Source organism: Plantibacter sp. Leaf314 (assembly GCF_001423185.1).
Classification (GTDB): domain Bacteria; phylum Actinomycetota; class Actinomycetes; order Actinomycetales; family Microbacteriaceae; genus Plantibacter.
Genome location: NZ_LMOB01000003.1, coordinates 98297 through 113435 on the forward strand (window position 1 = coordinate 98297; position 15139 = coordinate 113435).

Sequence of the window (15139 nt, forward strand, 5' to 3'; positions counted from 1 at the left end):
AAAGGACGCGCCGTGGCCAGACGCTCCGTCTCCCTCAACACCCGTGGGAAGAACCGCTTCGTGCTGCTGTGCGTCGCGCCCGCGATCATCCTCTACGTGCTCTTCATGGTCGTCCCGACCTTCGACGTGTTCCGGATGTCGCTCTACAACTGGACCGGCGTCGGCGGCACCCCCACGTTCGCCGGCTTCGACAACTTCATCGCCCTCGCCGGCGACATGCAGTTCGTGCGGGCATTTCAGAACACCGTCTTCCTCCTCGTGGTCGTCTCTATCGTGACGATGGCCGGCGGGCTCGTGCTCGCCGGGGTCATGACGCAGGGCAAGGTGCGCGCCCGCAACCTCTACCGCTTCGTGCTCTACCTGCCGAGCGTCCTGTCGATCGTCGTCGTCGCCGCGATCTTCTCCGCCGTGTACGACCAGCAGAACGGGCTCATCAACGGCTCGTTGACCTTCCTCGGCCTCGAGTCGTTGTCGCAGGTCTGGCTCGGCGACCAGAAGATCATCATGTACAGCATCGCCTTCGCGATGGTGTGGCAGTCGCTCGGCTACTACCTCGTCCTCTACATGTCGGGCATGTCGAACATCCCGGCGGAGATCTACGAGGCCTCAGCGCTCGACGGGGCCGGCCCGTTCCGGCAGTTCTTCGACGTCACGCTGCCGCTCGTCTGGGAGACGCTCCGCACCTCCCTCATCTTCTTCATCATCAGCTCGATCAACCTCGCCTTCGTGCTCGTCCGGGCCCTCACGGGCGGCGGCCCCGACGGTTCCTCCGAGGTCCTCCTCGACTACATGTACAAGCAGGCGTACACGAACTCGAGCTACGGCTACGGCATGGCCATCGGGACGGCGATCTTCCTGTTCTCATTCCTCGCGGCGCTCATCATCAGCCGTGCGACCAAGCGAGAGGTCCTCCAGTTCTGATGACCACGACCACCTCAGCTCCCGTCCCGCCGATCGTGACACCGCCGTCATCCTCGGTTCCACCCGGACCCACCTCCCGTCGGCGCGTCCGTCGCCGCAAGCCGGTGTCCTGGATCTCGAACCTCGTCCTGATCCTCATCTCGCTCATGATCCTGGTGCCCGTGCTCTGGGTCGTCATGGCGTCCGTCAAGACCAAGGGCGAGTTCTACGGCAACCCGTGGGCGCTGCCCGAGGGTCTGCACTGGCAGAACTTCGTCGACGCGTTCGTCGACGCGAACATGGGCCCCTACCTGCTCAACTCGCTGCTCGTCACGGTCGTCGGCCTCTGCTTCGTCCTCATCATCGCCGTGCCGGCCGCGTATGCGCTGGCCCGGTTCGAGTTCCGCGGCAAGTCGATCCTCGAAACGCTGCTGCTCGCGGGCCTGTTCATCAACGTGAACTACATCGTCATCCCGATCTTCCTCATGCTCCTCGGGTGGGACAAGGCCCTGCGGACGTTCATGCCGAGCGGCTTCTTCATCGACAACCTGTTCGTCCTCGGGCTCGTCTACGCGGCGACGTCGCTCCCGTTCACGATCTACCTGCTGCTCGCCTACTTCCGCACCATCCCGGTGTCATACGAGGAGGCCGCCACGCTCGACGGCGCGTCGCGGTTCCGCACGATGCGGACGGTCATGCTGCCGATGGCGATGCCGGCGATCAGCACGGCGATCCTGTTCAACTTCCTGAGCTACTGGAACGACTACATCATCTCGTTGTCGCTGATCCCGGGTGAGAACAAGACCCTGCAGGTGGGGCTGCTGAACCTGTTCCAGGCGCAGCGAGCGGCCGCCGATTACGGCCGGTTGTACGCGGGTATGGTGATCGTCATCATCCCTGTCGTGATCCTGTACATCATCATCCAGAAACGTCTGTTGCAGAACGTCGGAGCCGGAGGGCTGAAGGAATGACCAAGGAACGTGTGGGAGCCGTCGTCGCTGCGGTCGTGTTCGTGAGCTGCGTGGCCGCGGTGATCATCGCCAACCAGTCGGTGGGGTGGCTGAACCTCGGGGTGATGCTCCTCGGGCTCGCCGGCTTGATCACGCTGCTCGCCCTCTACAACCGGAAGTTCCGATGAGCCGCGCGGGGGCCGAGCGTTCGGCCGGACCGGTGATCGACACTGAGCAGCGCCTGGCCGAGGCGGTCGCCGTCGTGCCGTCGCCGCGGCAACTCGCTTGGCAGCGCCTTGAGTTCTACGGCTTCATCCACTTCGGGGTCAACACGATGACCGACCGGGAGTGGGGTGACGGCACCGAATCGCCCGCCGTGTTCGACCCGTCCGGCGTCGACGCCGAGCAGTGGGTCGCCGCTGCGAAGAGCGCCGGCATGCGCGGGCTCATCCTCACCTGCAAGCACCACGACGGGTTCGCGCTGTGGCCGACAGCCGTGAGCGACCATTCCGTCGCGTCGAGCCCGTGGCGCGATGGCGGTGGCGATCTCGTCGCCGAGGTCGCGGCGGCGTGCCGGGCGGCCGGACTCGCGTTCGGTGTCTACCTGTCGCCCTGGGATCGCGCCGAGGCCAGCTACGGCTCGGGCGACGCCTATGACGACTTCTTCGTCGCGCAGCTCACCGAACTCCTCACCGGCTACGGCGAGTTGTTCTCGGTCTGGTTCGACGGCGCGAACGGTGAGGGGCCGAACGGCAAGAAGCAGCTGTATGACTGGGACCGCTACTACGCCGTCGTCCGCGAACTCCAGCCGAACGCCGCGATCAGCGTGTGCGGGCCGGATGTGCGCTGGTGCGGGAACGAGGCCGGATCGACCCGCGCGGACGAGTGGAGCGTGGTCCCGGCGTCATTGCGTGACGCGGAGCGCACCGCCGACCGCTCGCAGCAGGTCGACGACGGGCTCTTCTCGCGGGCCGTGCAGTCCGACGAGGAGGACCTCGGCAGTCGCGCCGCGATCGTCGCGACCACGGAGCCGCTCGTCTGGTACCCGGCCGAGGTCAACACCTCGATCCGTCCGGGCTGGTTCCACCACCCTGCGGAGGACGGGATGGTCCGGTCGGCCGAGGAGCTCTTCGACATCTACGAGCGCAGCGTCGGCGGGAACGCCACGTTCCTGCTCAACCTGCCGCCGACCCGCGACGGGGTGATCGCGGAGCCCGACCTCGAGAGCCTCTCCGGTCTCGGCCGACTGATCGACGAGCTGGAGCGGCTCGACGTCGCAGGCTCCGCACTGCTCACGATGTCGAGCGCGCCGGTGCCGGCCGCGTCGATCACGGGGACCGGGTCGCAGCTGGACGTGGTGACGTGGCGCCCGGACGACGACGATCCCCTGCCGACCCTGCGGTTCCGATGGGACCGACCGCAGCCGGTGTCCGGAGTGAGTGTGCGGGAGGCTATCGCGCACGGCCAGGTGGTCGAGGGGGTCGAGGTCTCGATGCTGGATGCCGACGGTGTGCCGCGGGTGCTCGCTTCGGCGGCGACCGTGGGTGCTCAGCGGATCCTCCGGTTCGACGCGGTCGAGACGACCGAGTTGCGCGTGACGATCACCGCATCCCGAGCGCAGCCGCACCTCGCGCGGATCTCGGTCTTCACCACCTCCTGACGCTCTTCCTCCGCCGGTCTGCGTCAGCGTGTTGTGTCGGCGCGGTGCGCTGGCGTGAGCGCGGTGTTGCGGGCGCGGGCGTGCCCCGGTGACGTGGGCGCGGGCCTCCGGAGCGGTGCGCTCACGCCGCCGGGGCGCGCTCACGGCGGTGAATCGGTGCCGGGTTCAGCAGCCGATGGTGGGTTTACCGGGTCGGCAGGGTTTGTCGACGCCGACGGTCGCGTTGCGGACGATCTGGATGGGGTGCGGAGTGTCCGAGGGGATGGTCAGGGTTCCGATCACGGGAAGCCAGCCACTGTCGCCGACCCGGTACTCGGCCGCGTACTCGACCTCCACGGTGATCGTCTTGGACCCGACGGTCGTGTACCGGTGACTGGTCGGGGTCTTGGAGAACTCGGGGAGTCCGAGGGACGCCCAGGTCGCTCCGCCGGTGCTGCTGGTGGCGGTGGTGCCGTCGCCGTAGTCGATGGTGAACCCGACGGGGATGAAGTTCACCTCCGCCGTCTGTCCGAGGAGGGTGCCCGAGCGGGTGTGGCCTGATGCACCGGCGATCACGTTCGTGTGCAGCCCGCGCACACCCCAGCTCCCCGGTTCGGTGGTGACGGTCGGTGCGGCGGGCGCGAAGCTGATGAGGTCCCGGATCGTGACCGGTTGTGCGGCGGGTGTGGGTTCGAAGCCGGGGATCAGCTCGCCCGGGGTGATCGTGTAGCAGTCGTCGGGACGCACGAGACTGCACACAGTCCGTTCCCCGTTGGGTCCGTCGGTGACGCCGGGCGGAAGCTCGGTCGAGCCGCCACCGCTGTCACCACCGCCTGAGCCACCGGAGCCCCCACCACCGGAGCCGGGCCGCTCGACGCTGCCACCGATGTCGACCGAACCGTTCCCGATGCAAGCACCTTCCAGTTGGCCCTCCGATCCGCAGGAGGCGGCGATCGCCACGTTTGCGGGCGCGAGCGTGAGTGCTACCACCAGGGCTGTTGCGGCTGCGAGAGCGCACCTCAGATTTCGCATGACTCTCCCTCGGCGACCGCAACGTGGTTCATCAGGACGAGTTCGGATTGCTCCTTGTTACCCGTGCCCACGTCGTAGGCCCATGTGCGCGTCCGAGGGCGGTCAGGTCGCACCGTGGAGTTGCCGGCGGCGTCAAGAACATCGACAGTGCTGAGATCGATGCAAGACTTCGCCTTCGCGATGACGCCGAGGGAGTCCGGGCTGGAGTACCACTCTGAGAGGTGCGTCGAGACGAGTGTCGGCGCTCCGACCATGGTCTTTCCGGCGGTAGCGAGTTCGACGAGGCTTCCGTGTTCGAACTCAGCGAGCTCCTTCCCAACGATGACGTCGATTCGTTGGACCTCCAGGCCTCCATCCAGAAGGATTGCATTCGAGATCCGCATGTACTCCTGGTACGTCTCCGTCACCGCGGTGAGTGCCTGCTCCTCGCTGGCGAACACCGGCGGGGCGCTGCTCGGCGGCGGCGCGGGATCCGGGCCGGAGCACGCCGTCAGGGCGAGGAGGCCCGCCGCGAGGGCGAGGGCGGAATGGGTGCGAGGACGTGGTGTGACTGGCATCCCTCGACGCTAGGCGCGGACGGAACCCGACCCGGGGTTATCCACAGAGCAGATATGCCTACACCGACATATGTCTTTGATAGGCGCGGTTCGGGGCGGCTGGAACCGGCCTAACGACGACCGAGCCACCAGGCGGGGGAGGCGGCGATGACGGTGCGGGCGGCGGCGTCGATGTCGTCGAGCTCCCCGGTGCGGAGCCACTCCTCGATCGCCGCGACCGTGCCGGCCCCGGCGTAAGCGACGAGCATGCGCACGTGTCGTTCGGGGTCGACACCCTCCTCGCGCGGCGGGGCGATCTGCGGGTGACGGTCGAGGTGGTGACGGAGGGCCGCCTCGATCCGTTCGGTGAGCGCATCGCGGAGTGGTCCGACGAGCCGGGGCTGCATCGCGTTGCGGTAGATCGTCGCGTGCTCGGCGACGTGCCGCAGGAGGTCGCGCTCCGACTCGTCGAAGACGCTCAGTTCGGAGCCGCTCTCCGCCGGGAGGTCGACGTGCGCGCGCAGCGTGTCGTCCAGTTCCTCGCCGAGCACGTCGGCGAGCAGGTGGACGGGCGTCGGCGCGTGCCGGTAGAAGGTGTCGCGGGTGATTCCGGCCGCTCGAGCGACATCCGCGACCGTCACCTGGTCGATGCGGCCCTCCGTCGCGAGCGTGTGGATCGCCTCGCGGAGGGCGCGACGGGTGCGTGCCTGGCGGGGGTCCATCCGCTCACTCTAGTGAGCGCGGCTGCGAGCTCGTCGCGGGCTCGAAGCGAGCGACTTGCACCCTGGGATGGAGAGTGCAATACTGCACTTCGTGATGCAGAGTGCAACTTCGACGAATCGGCTGTCCGAGCGGATGGCCGCGACCGCCACACGCCTGACGACGGTGTCCCGACGACTCACCGCTGCCCAGGGCCTCAACGGATTCACCATCGAGGAACTCTGTGAGGAGGTCGGCGTCTCGCGCCGCACCTTCTTCAACTACTTCCCCAGCAAGGAGGACGCGGTCCTCGGCATCGACGAGTCCGAGGAGAGCGAGCGGTTCGCCACCGAGTTCCTCGCCCTCGGCTCGCGGGGGTGGCGCGCCGTGCTCGACGACTTCATGCTCATCGCGGCCGCCCATGCGGAGCGGTCCGGGTTCGGCCTCGCCGAGCACGTCGACTTCCACGCCGCCCTCGAGCGCGAACCCAAGCTGCTGGTCCGCTTCATGGGCCTGAACCGCGAGCGTGAGCAGATGCTCGTCGAGCTCATCGCCGTGCGGGAAGGCGTCCCGGCCGACGACCCGCGTGCCCGCGCCTGCGCCGATCTCTTCGGGATGGCGATCAAGACGACCATGGCGCGCGTGTTCGGCAGCGGTGTCGTCGACCTCGGCGAGGGCGGCGAGTTCGACATCGTCGGCTCCATCCGCGACTGCCTCGCGACCTACCGCGCCGTGCTCGAGCCTGTCGAGGACGACGGCGACGCAGTCACCCCCCAGAACCCCCACACCGACCCCACTCCCCGAAAGGACCTCCCGTGACCGCCGCCACCGCCGCGCCCACCGAGGGCCCGATGCTGCTCACCAAGCGCCGCATCTGGATCATCTTCGCCGCCCTCATCGCGGGCATGCTGCTCTCCAGCCTCGACCAGACGATCGTCTCCACAGCCATGCCGACGATCGTCGGGCAGCTGGGTGGCGTCGACCACCAGGTCTGGCTCACCACCGCCTACCTGCTGGCGACCACCGTCGTCATGCCCGTGTACGGCAAGTTCGGTGACGTACTCGGCCGTCGTCGACTGTTCCTCGTCGCGATCGCGCTGTTCACCATCGCCTCCGTCGGGTGCGCCTTCGCCGGCGACTTCACCCAGCTCATCGTGTGGCGCGCCGTCCAGGGCCTCGGCGGCGGCGGGCTCATGATCCTGTCGCAGGCGATCATCGCCGACATCGTCCCCGCCTCCGAGCGCGGCAAGTACCTCGGCCCGCTCGGTGCCGTGTTTGGTCTCTCCGCCGTCGGTGGCCCGCTCCTCGGTGGCTTCTTCGTCGACCACCTCACCTGGCAGTGGGCGTTCTACATCAACATCCCGGTCGGTATCGCCGCCTTCGCGATCGCGTTCTTCACCCTGAAGCTGCCGAACAAGAAGGCCACGGCCCCGATCGACATCCTCGGCGTGATCTTCCTCTCGGCCTTCACCACCTGCCTGATCTTCTTCACCGACTTCGGTGGCGACGAGGCCCACGGCTGGGGTGCGATCGAGACCTGGTTGTTCGGCATCGGCATGCTCGTCGCCGCACTGCTCTTCGTCGTCACCGAGGCGCGCGCGAAGGACCCGATCATCCCGTTGTCGCTGTTCAAGAACCCGACGTTCATCAACGCGACCGCGATCGGCCTCACGCTCGGGCTCGGCATGTTCTCGGCGATCGGCTTCGTGCCGACCTTCCTCCAGATGTCGTCCGGCACCTCCGCCGCCGCGTCCGGCCTGCTCATGATCCCGATGATGGTCGGCCTCATCGGTACGTCGATCGTGTCGGGCAACCTGATCACCAAGACCGGTCGCTACCGGATGTTCCCGGTCATCGGCACGCTCGTCACGGCGGCGTCCATGATCGCCTTCACGACGCTCACGGCCGACACCCCGATCTGGCTCATCTGCGTGTTCCTGTTCTTCTTCGGCGCCGGTCTCGGCTTGATCATGCAGGTCGTCGTCCTGGTGGCGCAGAACTCGGTCGATGCGTCGATGGTCGGTACGGCGACGAGCACGAACAACTACTTCCGCGAGGTCGGTGCATCGCTCGGGGTCGCCGTGTTCGGCACGATCTTCACCACGCGCCTGACGTCGAACCTGCGGGACGTCTTCGCCGGTTCGGGTGCGAGCCCAGACGAGGCGTCCAGTGCGGCGTCGACGATCAACCCGCAGACGCTCAGCCAGCTCCCGCCGGGCGTCCGCGACGGGGTAGTGACCGCGTACGCCGACGCGCTCGCCCCGGTGTTCTGGTACCTGCTGCCGTTCATCGGTGCCGCGTTCCTGCTCTCGCTGCTGCTCAAGCAGATCCCGCTCTCCGACGTCGCCGGGCTCGTCGCCCGCGGCGAGGCACTCGGTGGCGAGGAGGCTGAGTCCCTCGAAGCCGCCGCGCGCGGCAAGGTGACGGCGTCCGCCGCCGGTGGCACGACGACGGACCGGGCGAGTGACGGCATCGAGGATCCAGCGACTACCACCTCCGAGTCGCGCGAGCGGTAGCCGCAACCGGTCGGACGACGACGGCCCCGGGACCTGAGGTCCCGGGGCCCTCCCTCGTGCGGCGGACGGCTAGCCCTTCGGGGAGACGACCTTGATCCGGGAGTGACCCGAGGGGCCGCCGGTCGACTCGATGTAGGTCTTGAACGACTCGAGCGTCCCACGGACGGCCCGCCCGGCGAGCCCGAGCGCCGCAGCGGTCCGCTCCACCGCGGTCACCGGCTTCCAGTGCACCGTGACGTCCACGCGGGTCTGCTGCTTGTCGATCGCCTCGAACACGGCGTCACCACTGAACCAGACGTCGCCTTCGATGGTGCGCCAGACCAGACGCTCCTCGGGAAGCTGCTCGAGGATCTCGACCAGGAACTGCCGCGAGAGTTTGCTGATCGCGACGGTCCAGCGACTGTAGACCTCGCCGGTCGTCGACACCTCGCGCACCGCCGGGAGGAACTCCGGGTACGACTCGAAGTCGACCCACTGCTTGTAGACGGCCGCGATAGGGAGCTCGACGACGACACTGTGCTGCACGGTCGACACCCCGTCGCGCTCCCGGCGGTCGCGTTTCGCCGACTGCTCCTCGTCCGGCCCGGTGCCGGGCTCGTCGTCCGCTGCCGCTGCTGACATGCCTCGTCGTCTCATTTGTCCTTCTTACCGTTCCCGTTCCCGTTCCCGTTGCCGTTGTTGCCGTTGTTGCCCTTGTCCCCGTTCTTGCCGTTGTCACCCTTGTCGCCGTCGTTCCCGTTCCCGGGGCCACCATCGTCGCCTGGCTCATCCGCGCCGTCATCCACCGGGGCGGCAGGCTCCACCGGCTCGACCGAACTGGGCGTGGGCGTCGGTGTCGGCGTGGCTGCCGGCGTCTCGACGACGGGGGAGAGGTCGGCGCGGACGGTGGCGATCGCCGATCGGATCTCCGACAGTCGGCTCGCGGAGACGGAACCGTCCGCCTCAGCCTCGGCCAGCCGCGCCTCGAGGGCGTCCAACGCCGCGATGGCACCGGTGGTGTCGCCGGCGGCGGCGGCATCGGCGACCAGGACGACCCCCTGTTGCAGCTCACGGCCGGTGTCCGCATCGAGTCCGGCGTCCGGCGACGCGCAGCCGCCGAGCAGCGCCACGACGAGCAGGGGAGCTGCGAACAGCGCCCGAGTGCGGTTCCCCGGCCGCGTCACGGGGTCACCTCCCGCATGAGCTCGTCCAGGTGCGTCGACAGCGGATCCGGCAGCTCAGGCAGGGCCGGCACGGAGGGGTGCGCCGACGAGACGAGGAACCACACGAGGGCGGCGGCCGCCACGAGCAGGATCACGCCGAGGAGCACCCAGACCCGGATCGTCCGCCGGCGGCGCTCGACGGCGGCGCGTCGAGCGCGCTCATCGACCCGACGCGTCGAGCGCGGTGAGTCGTCGAGCACGGCCGTCGTGGCGAGCCCCGCACCGTCGCGCGACCCGATCGGGAGCACCAGCGTCGGATCGACAGGCGGGCCCGGCGCATCGAACCGTTCCGTCGTCGCCGTCGGAGCCGCCGCCATCGCGGTGGCAGGCGTGGTCGCGTCCGTCGTCGACGCCGGCCCGGCCGACATCGCCATCGTCGCGGTCGCCGGGTCCGGTGCCTGGTCGCGCACCGGGTCGAGGTCGCGGACCGCCATGGCGACCTCGAGCGCCGTCGGGCGCGCGGCCGGATCCGACGCGGTCATCGCCGTCAGCAGGGACTTCCACTGGTACCCGAGCGTCCCGGGGATCGTCGGCGACGCGTTCAAGCGCGCCATCAGGGATTCATGGGTGCTCGTCTGCGGGTAGGCACGGCGGCCCGTCAGGGCTTCGAGGAGGACGAGCCCCAGCGCGTAGACGTCGGCGGGCGTGGCCGGATCAGCGCCCCGGACGAGTTCGGGACTGAGGTACGCGACGGTGCCCATCAGAGAGCCGGGTGCGGTCATGCGGGTGCTGTCGATGAGGTGCGCGATGCCGAAGTCGGCGAGCTTCGCGCGATACTCCTGGTGCGGGAGGACCGATCGGCGCAACAGCACGTTCGACGGCTTGATGTCGCGGTGCACGACCCTGGCGGCGTGCACGGTGTGCAGCGCCTCGGCGAGGTCGACCGCCATCGCAGCGACCTCAGGTGACGGCAGCGGCGACCGGCTGATGCGTTGCGACAGCGTCGGTCCGTCGACGTACTCCATGACGAGGTAGGAACCGTCACCGGAGACGACGCGCGCGTCGAAGAGGGTGACGAGCGCGTGATGGTTGAGCGAGGCCAGCAGACGCGTCTCCGAGGCGGTCCGCGCGCCGAGCGAGGCGTCGGTCGTGCCGGGGCGGAACAGCTTCACCGCGACCTGACGCCCGAGGGTCTCGTCGGTCGCGAGGTGGACGGTCGCCATGCCGCCGGATCCGATGCGCGCTCCCAGGCGGTAGCGTCCGTCGAGGAGTTCGCCGGTGCGCGGGTCGTCGACGCCGGGTTCGGCCATGGGTGGTGCGATCGCCCCGGTCCTCAGAGGACGGGACCGTCGTTGTCGGTGGTGCTGCGGCGGGTCACGCGCTCGCCGCTGCTCGGGTCGACGGCGGAACGCGTCGTCGACGACACCTGGCGGTGACGCAGCACGAGGATGAGCGAGATGAGGAACACGACGGCACCTGCTGCCATGAGGATGTACCCGATGAGGGTGAGGTCCACGGCTGGGACGTCGATGTTGACGGCGAAGGCGAGGATGGCTCCGATGACGATCAGGGCGATTCCGGTTCCGATACCCATGACAAGCTCCTTCTCCAGGTGACCCGGGCGTCGAGCGGGCGTGCTCGAGCGTGACCGACGGGTGACTCAGACTATTATTGAGTCAATCGTGGTTGAGTCAACGGGGGTTGTGTCGGTGGAGTCGCTGGCGGTAAGGGCATCCAAGTTCGCCGCGCTCGCCGAGCCCGCCCGCCTGCGCATCGTGGACCTCCTCGCGCTGGGCGATCTGTCGCCGACGGAGATCCAGACGGCGCTGGGGATGGGCTCGAACCTCGTCGCCCATCACCTGAGCGTCCTGCAGAAGGCGGGGATCCTGTCGCGCTCGCGGTCGGAATCCGACGGGCGTCGCAACTACGTCCGCCTCGTCCCCGGCGCGTTCGACCGCCTCGCGCCGGAACCGATCAGCGTTCCGAGCCGTGTGGTCTTCGTGTGCACGGCCAACTCCGCGCGATCCCGGATGGCCGAGGCGCTCTGGCTGGACCGCAGCACCGTGCCGGTCGCCTCGGCGGGCAGTCGTCCCGCCGACGAGGTGAACCCGGGAGCGGTGCGGGCGGCAGCACGACACGGCGTCCGGATCGGTTCGCAGCACCCGCGTGGCACGCAGGAGGTCCTCCGGCCGGACGACTTCATCATCACGGTCTGCAACCGGGCGCACGAGGAACTCGTCGGCCGCGACGACCTGCACTGGTCCGTCCCCGACCCCGCCCTGACCGCCACCGAGGAGGCGTTCGACGAGGCGTTCAGAGACCTGCGGGTCCGGGTCGACGAGTTCGTCAGCCGGTTGGCACCGGTACCCGCGGGGCCGCACGACGAGGCGCCGCACGGACTGGCCTGACGGCGGTCACCCGGCGTCGGGGAGGAGCTCCGGGCAGTCGCCGCCGGGGGTGGTGGCCAGTTCGAAGTGCCAGATCTCGTTCGCGTAGGTCTGGCAGAGGCCGAACGCGGAACCGTGCTCGATGAGCCAGTAGTCGGCGTCCGTCGCACCGATGTCGACGGCGGCCCCGCGGGTGTGCGAGGAACCCTCGGGGGTGGCGACGAACTGCCGGGCCGCCTCCTCGCTGCCGTACCGCAGGATCGCCTCGTCGAGCAGATGCTGCTGGTAGGCCGTGCTCCGCCATCCCGAGCTGATGAACAGCGTGATGTCGTCGTCGGCTGCGGCCTCGGTCGCCTGCCGGACCGCCTCGAGGAGGTCCGGTTCGAGGTTCGCGACGCCGGGCAGCGCGATGTCGTCCACGGTGAAGCGGTTCTCTTCGAGTACGCCGTCGGCGGTCCCGAACCCGCCGTCGGTCGTGGTCGTACCGTCGTCCAGATCGGGCTGCCCCGCCGAGGAGGTGATCGCGCGCGTGATCGCGGGCGCGACGCCGGTGCACGCGACCAGGGCGATCGCGGCGGCGAGGGCGACGGCGGAGACGGCGAGGACGGTGACGGCCAGGTTCGCGGTGCGCCGGCCGGCTGCCGGCCGTCGCGTCGCGTGCTGTCGCCGCGGGTGGCGCCGCTGGTCGAAGTCCTGGTGTCGCATGATTCCTCCTCCACGGACCACCGCGGGTCGACGTCCGGCGATCGTGGTCCCAGTCCAGCCGCCCGGGGGTCTCGTGGGCGTCGGGCGATCGTCAGACGGTTCCGAAACATCCGGCCGCCTACGATCGACACGACGCCCAGACGACCGGAGGTTCCATGCGTGTCTTGATCGCCGAGGACGAGCAGTACCTGGCCGAGAGCATCCTCGAGGGGCTGCAGCACGAGGGGCTCGCCGCCGACCTCGTGTTCGACGGCGACGCCGCGCTCGAACGGCTCGCCGTCAACAGCTACGACGTCGTCGTCCTCGACCGCGACCTCCCCGGTACGCACGGCGACGACGTCTGCCGCTGGATCGTCGCCCGGGAGCTGCCCTGCCGCGTGCTCATGCTCACCGCCGCCGCCGAGCTCGACGACAAGGAGAGCGGGTTCGAGATCGGTGCCGACGATTACCTGACGAAGCCGTTCGAGCTGCGCGAGCTCGTCCTGCGACTGCGCTCGCTGGCGCGCCGGCCTGCCGCGTCCCTGCCTCCGGTGCTGGAGTACGCCGGGGTGCGGCTCGACCCGTTCCGTCGGGAGGTGTACCGCGACGGGCGGTACGTGCGCCTGGCGAAGAAGCAGTTCGCCGTGCTGGAGGTCCTCCTCGCGGCCAGGGGTGGGGTCGTGAGCGCTGAAGACCTCCTCGAACGGGCCTGGGACGAGCACGCCGACCCGTTCACGAACGCCGTCCGGGTGACGATGTCGACCCTCCGGAAGGTGCTCGGTGAGCCGTGGGTCATCCACACCGTGCCGGGCGTCGGGTACCGGGTGCTCCCGCCGGGCGAGGACGAGCCCACGAGGGTGGACGGCGCATGACCACCGCGTCGCCCGCGCGCCCGGTCTCGTCCCGTCCCACACGCATCACCGCCCGCGTCAAGCTCACCGCGACGTATGCCGCCTTCACCGTCGTCACGGGCCTCGTCGCGCTGATCGTCATCAACGTCATCATCTGGCGCTTCCCCGACTACCCGATCGCGCCGGCCGGCGATCCGGAGCAGTTGTCCGGCATCACCCGCGGCGAGATCCGCGACTCGCTCATCAACTACTCGATGCTCGCGCTCATCGCGATGGCCGTGATCGGCACCGGCGTCGGCTGGATCGTCGCCGGTCGGGTGCTGCGGCCGCTGCGCGACCTCAACGACGCGGTGCGGGCTGCCGCGGCGGGCTCGCTCGACCACCGCATCGCGATGACGGGTCCGCGCGACGAGTTCCGCGAACTCGCCGACCGCTTCGACGACATGCTCGCACGCCTGGAGCAGTCGTTCCTCACGCAGAAGCGGTTCGCGGCCAATGCCTCGCACGAGCTGCGCACGCCGCTCGCGACCATGAAGATGCTCATCGAGGTGGCGCAGGCCGATCCGGAGGGCCGCGACGTCGACCGCGCGCTCCGCCGGCTGCACGAGACGAACGAGCGGGGGATCGCGATCGTGGAGGCCCTCCTGCAGCTGAACCAGCTCGACCGCCGACCGCTCGTGACCTCGCCCGTCGACCTGGCGGCGGTGGTCCGTGACGCGTCGCAGCTCGTCTCACCGGACGCCGCCCATGCCGGTGTCGCGATCTCCTCGACCCTCCGGAGCACCGCCGTGCTCGGCAACCGCGTGCTCCTCCAGCAGCTGCTGACGAACCTGCTGTCGAACGCCGTGCGGTACAACAGCGGTCCGCGCGGGTGGGTCTCGGTGTGGGTGGGCAGGGATCCGCAGGCCGACCGGTCCGCGGCCGAGTGCGCGGTCGTGGTCGTCAGCAACTCCGGACCGCTCCTCGGCGTCGACGAGGTCGCTCGCTTCGTCGAGCCGTTTGATCGCCGCGACGCCAGGATCGCGCGCGCCGCCGGGCCCGACCGGGGCAACGGGCTGGGGCTGACGCTCGGTGCGCGGATCGTCGAACTGCACGGTGGTTCGCTGCGCCTCGCGCCACTGCCGGCCGGTGGTCTCGAGGTGACGGTGCTGCTGCCCGCCGTGCACGGTCCCGAGCCGGACGACGCCTGACCCCGCGACGCCGGGACGGCCGACCGATCGACGGATCGGTCGGCCGTCCCGGCGGGAGCGGTCGTCACTGCACGGCGCAGGCTCTGGCCTCGTCGAACAGGTCCTCCGGCAGGTCCCACACGCCGTTCGCGTCGGGGTCCGGGACGTCGAACCCCTGGTCGCGCAGGCACTGGGCGCGGAGCCGTAGTTCGTCGGAGATCTCACCCCTGGTGGGCTGGTCGGGGTTCGCCGGCGGTGGGCCGAGTTCCGTGGTGCAGGCGTCGTAGGCCTGGTTCATCGCGTCGCTGCCGTCGAGCGTGATCGCCGTACCGGGTTCGGGGTCCACGACGTCCACCCCGTGGTCGCGCAGGCAACCCGCGAGGGAGATCGTGTAGTCGTCGAACGCCTGGGCGTAGGCGTCGGCGGTCGGCGGCGCGTCACTTCCGGGCGGTGCATCCGTCCCGGAACAGGCGGTGAGCCCCAGCATGAGGGCGAGGACGGGGAGGGCGAAGCCGAGGGCGGCGGATCTGCGCATGGGATGGTCCTTTCTGAGCGCGACCGGTGTCGGTCATCCGCCCATCCCAGCAACCGAGGTGTTCCGTCCTCGTCTGTCGATCACCAGACGTCCTCGACA

General features: G+C 69.3%; 18 protein-coding genes. 9 read left to right on the forward strand and 9 right to left on the reverse strand.

The annotated features are described in order from the left end of the window. Positions 1-12 precede the first annotated feature (12 nt). The 4 genes from ASF68_RS16505 to ASF68_RS16515 are packed head-to-tail and all read left to right on the forward strand — an operon-like array spanning position 13 to position 3510. A complete protein-coding gene (locus ASF68_RS16505; RefSeq protein WP_235526857.1) occupies positions 13-921 on the forward strand; it encodes a carbohydrate ABC transporter permease in 909 nt (302 codons plus the stop codon). After that, the gene (locus tag ASF68_RS16510; protein WP_082498766.1) at positions 921-1871 is read left to right on the forward strand and encodes a carbohydrate ABC transporter permease; all 951 of its coding nucleotides are present in this window, start codon (positions 921-923) and stop codon (positions 1869-1871) included. The genes ASF68_RS16505 and ASF68_RS16510 overlap by 1 nt, the downstream gene beginning before the upstream one ends. Further along, positions 1868-2038 carry a DUF6903 family protein gene (locus ASF68_RS19095; protein WP_200936462.1) on the forward strand — a complete coding sequence of 57 codons (171 nt, stop codon included), beginning with the start codon at positions 1868-1870 and terminating at the stop codon, positions 2036-2038. Before ASF68_RS16510 ends, ASF68_RS19095 begins: the two co-directional genes overlap by 4 nt. Beyond that, positions 2035-3510: an alpha-L-fucosidase gene (locus tag ASF68_RS16515; protein ID WP_082498767.1), complete on the forward strand. Its 1476-nt coding sequence runs from the start codon at positions 2035-2037 to the stop codon at positions 3508-3510. The genes ASF68_RS19095 and ASF68_RS16515 overlap by 4 nt, the downstream gene beginning before the upstream one ends. Before the next feature lie 165 nt (positions 3511-3675). Here the strand turns inward: ASF68_RS16515 and ASF68_RS16520 are convergent, their stop codons facing one another. The 3 genes from ASF68_RS16520 to ASF68_RS16530 all read right to left on the reverse strand — a co-directional run bounded on the left by ASF68_RS16520 (position 3676) and on the right by ASF68_RS16530 (position 5779). Further along, entirely contained in the window at positions 3676-4236 is a 561-nt protein-coding gene (locus tag ASF68_RS16520) for a hypothetical protein (protein WP_082498768.1), read from the reverse strand. A gap of 272 nt (positions 4237-4508) precedes the next feature. Beyond that, entirely contained in the window at positions 4509-5078 is a 570-nt protein-coding gene (locus ASF68_RS19100; protein ID WP_200936463.1) for a hypothetical protein, read from the reverse strand. Positions 5079-5188: 110 nt separating this feature from the next. Further along, positions 5189-5779 (reverse strand): TetR/AcrR family transcriptional regulator, encoded by a 591-nt coding sequence (locus ASF68_RS16530; protein ID WP_056013755.1) that lies wholly within the window; start codon positions 5777-5779, stop codon positions 5189-5191. A gap of 94 nt (positions 5780-5873) precedes the next feature. On the opposite strand from ASF68_RS16530, the gene ASF68_RS16535 reads away from it, so the two are divergent. Together ASF68_RS16535 and ASF68_RS16540 are read left to right on the forward strand one after the other, a co-directional pair. Next, a complete protein-coding gene (locus ASF68_RS16535) occupies positions 5874-6575 on the forward strand; it encodes a TetR/AcrR family transcriptional regulator (RefSeq protein WP_162239371.1) in 702 nt (233 codons plus the stop codon). Positions 6576-6607: 32 nt separating this feature from the next. Then, entirely contained in the window at positions 6608-8272 is a 1665-nt protein-coding gene (locus ASF68_RS16540) for an MDR family MFS transporter (RefSeq protein ID WP_056014639.1), read from the forward strand. A 69-nt stretch (positions 8273-8341) separates the two neighbouring features. On the opposite strand, the gene ASF68_RS16545 is transcribed toward ASF68_RS16540, so the two are convergent. The 4 genes from ASF68_RS16545 to ASF68_RS16560 are packed head-to-tail and all read right to left on the reverse strand — an operon-like array spanning position 8342 to position 11008. Further along, positions 8342-8893: an SRPBCC family protein gene (locus tag ASF68_RS16545; protein WP_056013759.1), complete on the reverse strand. Its 552-nt coding sequence runs from the start codon at positions 8891-8893 to the stop codon at positions 8342-8344. Between the two features lie 11 nt (positions 8894-8904). Then, complete coding sequence (locus ASF68_RS16550; RefSeq protein WP_056013761.1) at positions 8905-9435, reverse strand: hypothetical protein; 531 nt, start codon at positions 9433-9435, stop codon at positions 8905-8907. Beyond that, the gene (locus ASF68_RS19105) at positions 9432-10724 is read right to left on the reverse strand and encodes a serine/threonine-protein kinase (RefSeq protein ID WP_056013764.1); all 1293 of its coding nucleotides are present in this window, start codon (positions 10722-10724) and stop codon (positions 9432-9434) included. Before ASF68_RS19105 ends, ASF68_RS16550 begins: the two co-directional genes overlap by 4 nt. A 23-nt stretch (positions 10725-10747) precedes the next feature. Then, positions 10748-11008, reverse strand: a complete 261-nt coding sequence (locus ASF68_RS16560) for a DUF6458 family protein (RefSeq protein ID WP_056013767.1) — start codon at positions 11006-11008, stop codon at positions 10748-10750. A gap of 88 nt (positions 11009-11096) precedes the next feature. Here ASF68_RS16560 and ASF68_RS16565 point away from each other — a divergent pair, with 88 nt between their 5' ends. Further along, entirely contained in the window at positions 11097-11822 is a 726-nt protein-coding gene (locus ASF68_RS16565; RefSeq protein WP_235526858.1) for a metalloregulator ArsR/SmtB family transcription factor, read from the forward strand. A gap of 6 nt (positions 11823-11828) precedes the next feature. Here ASF68_RS16565 and ASF68_RS16570 read toward each other — a convergent pair whose 3' ends face one another. Next, positions 11829-12506, reverse strand: coding sequence for a M15 family metallopeptidase (locus tag ASF68_RS16570; RefSeq protein ID WP_082498772.1), 678 nt, complete (start codon positions 12504-12506; stop codon positions 11829-11831). A gap of 155 nt (positions 12507-12661) precedes the next feature. Between ASF68_RS16570 and ASF68_RS16575 the strand changes: the two genes are divergently transcribed. Together ASF68_RS16575 and ASF68_RS16580 are read left to right on the forward strand one after the other, a co-directional pair. Then, positions 12662-13357 carry a response regulator transcription factor gene (locus ASF68_RS16575; protein ID WP_056013773.1) on the forward strand — a complete coding sequence of 232 codons (696 nt, stop codon included), beginning with the start codon at positions 12662-12664 and terminating at the stop codon, positions 13355-13357. Next, positions 13354-14526, forward strand: a complete 1173-nt coding sequence (locus ASF68_RS16580) for a HAMP domain-containing sensor histidine kinase (RefSeq protein ID WP_056013776.1) — start codon at positions 13354-13356, stop codon at positions 14524-14526. Before ASF68_RS16575 ends, ASF68_RS16580 begins: the two co-directional genes overlap by 4 nt. Positions 14527-14590: 64 nt before the next feature. Here ASF68_RS16580 and ASF68_RS16585 read toward each other — a convergent pair whose 3' ends face one another. Further along, positions 14591-15040 (reverse strand): hypothetical protein, encoded by a 450-nt coding sequence (locus tag ASF68_RS16585; protein ID WP_056013779.1) that lies wholly within the window; start codon positions 15038-15040, stop codon positions 14591-14593. Positions 15041-15139: the final 99 nt, after the last annotated feature.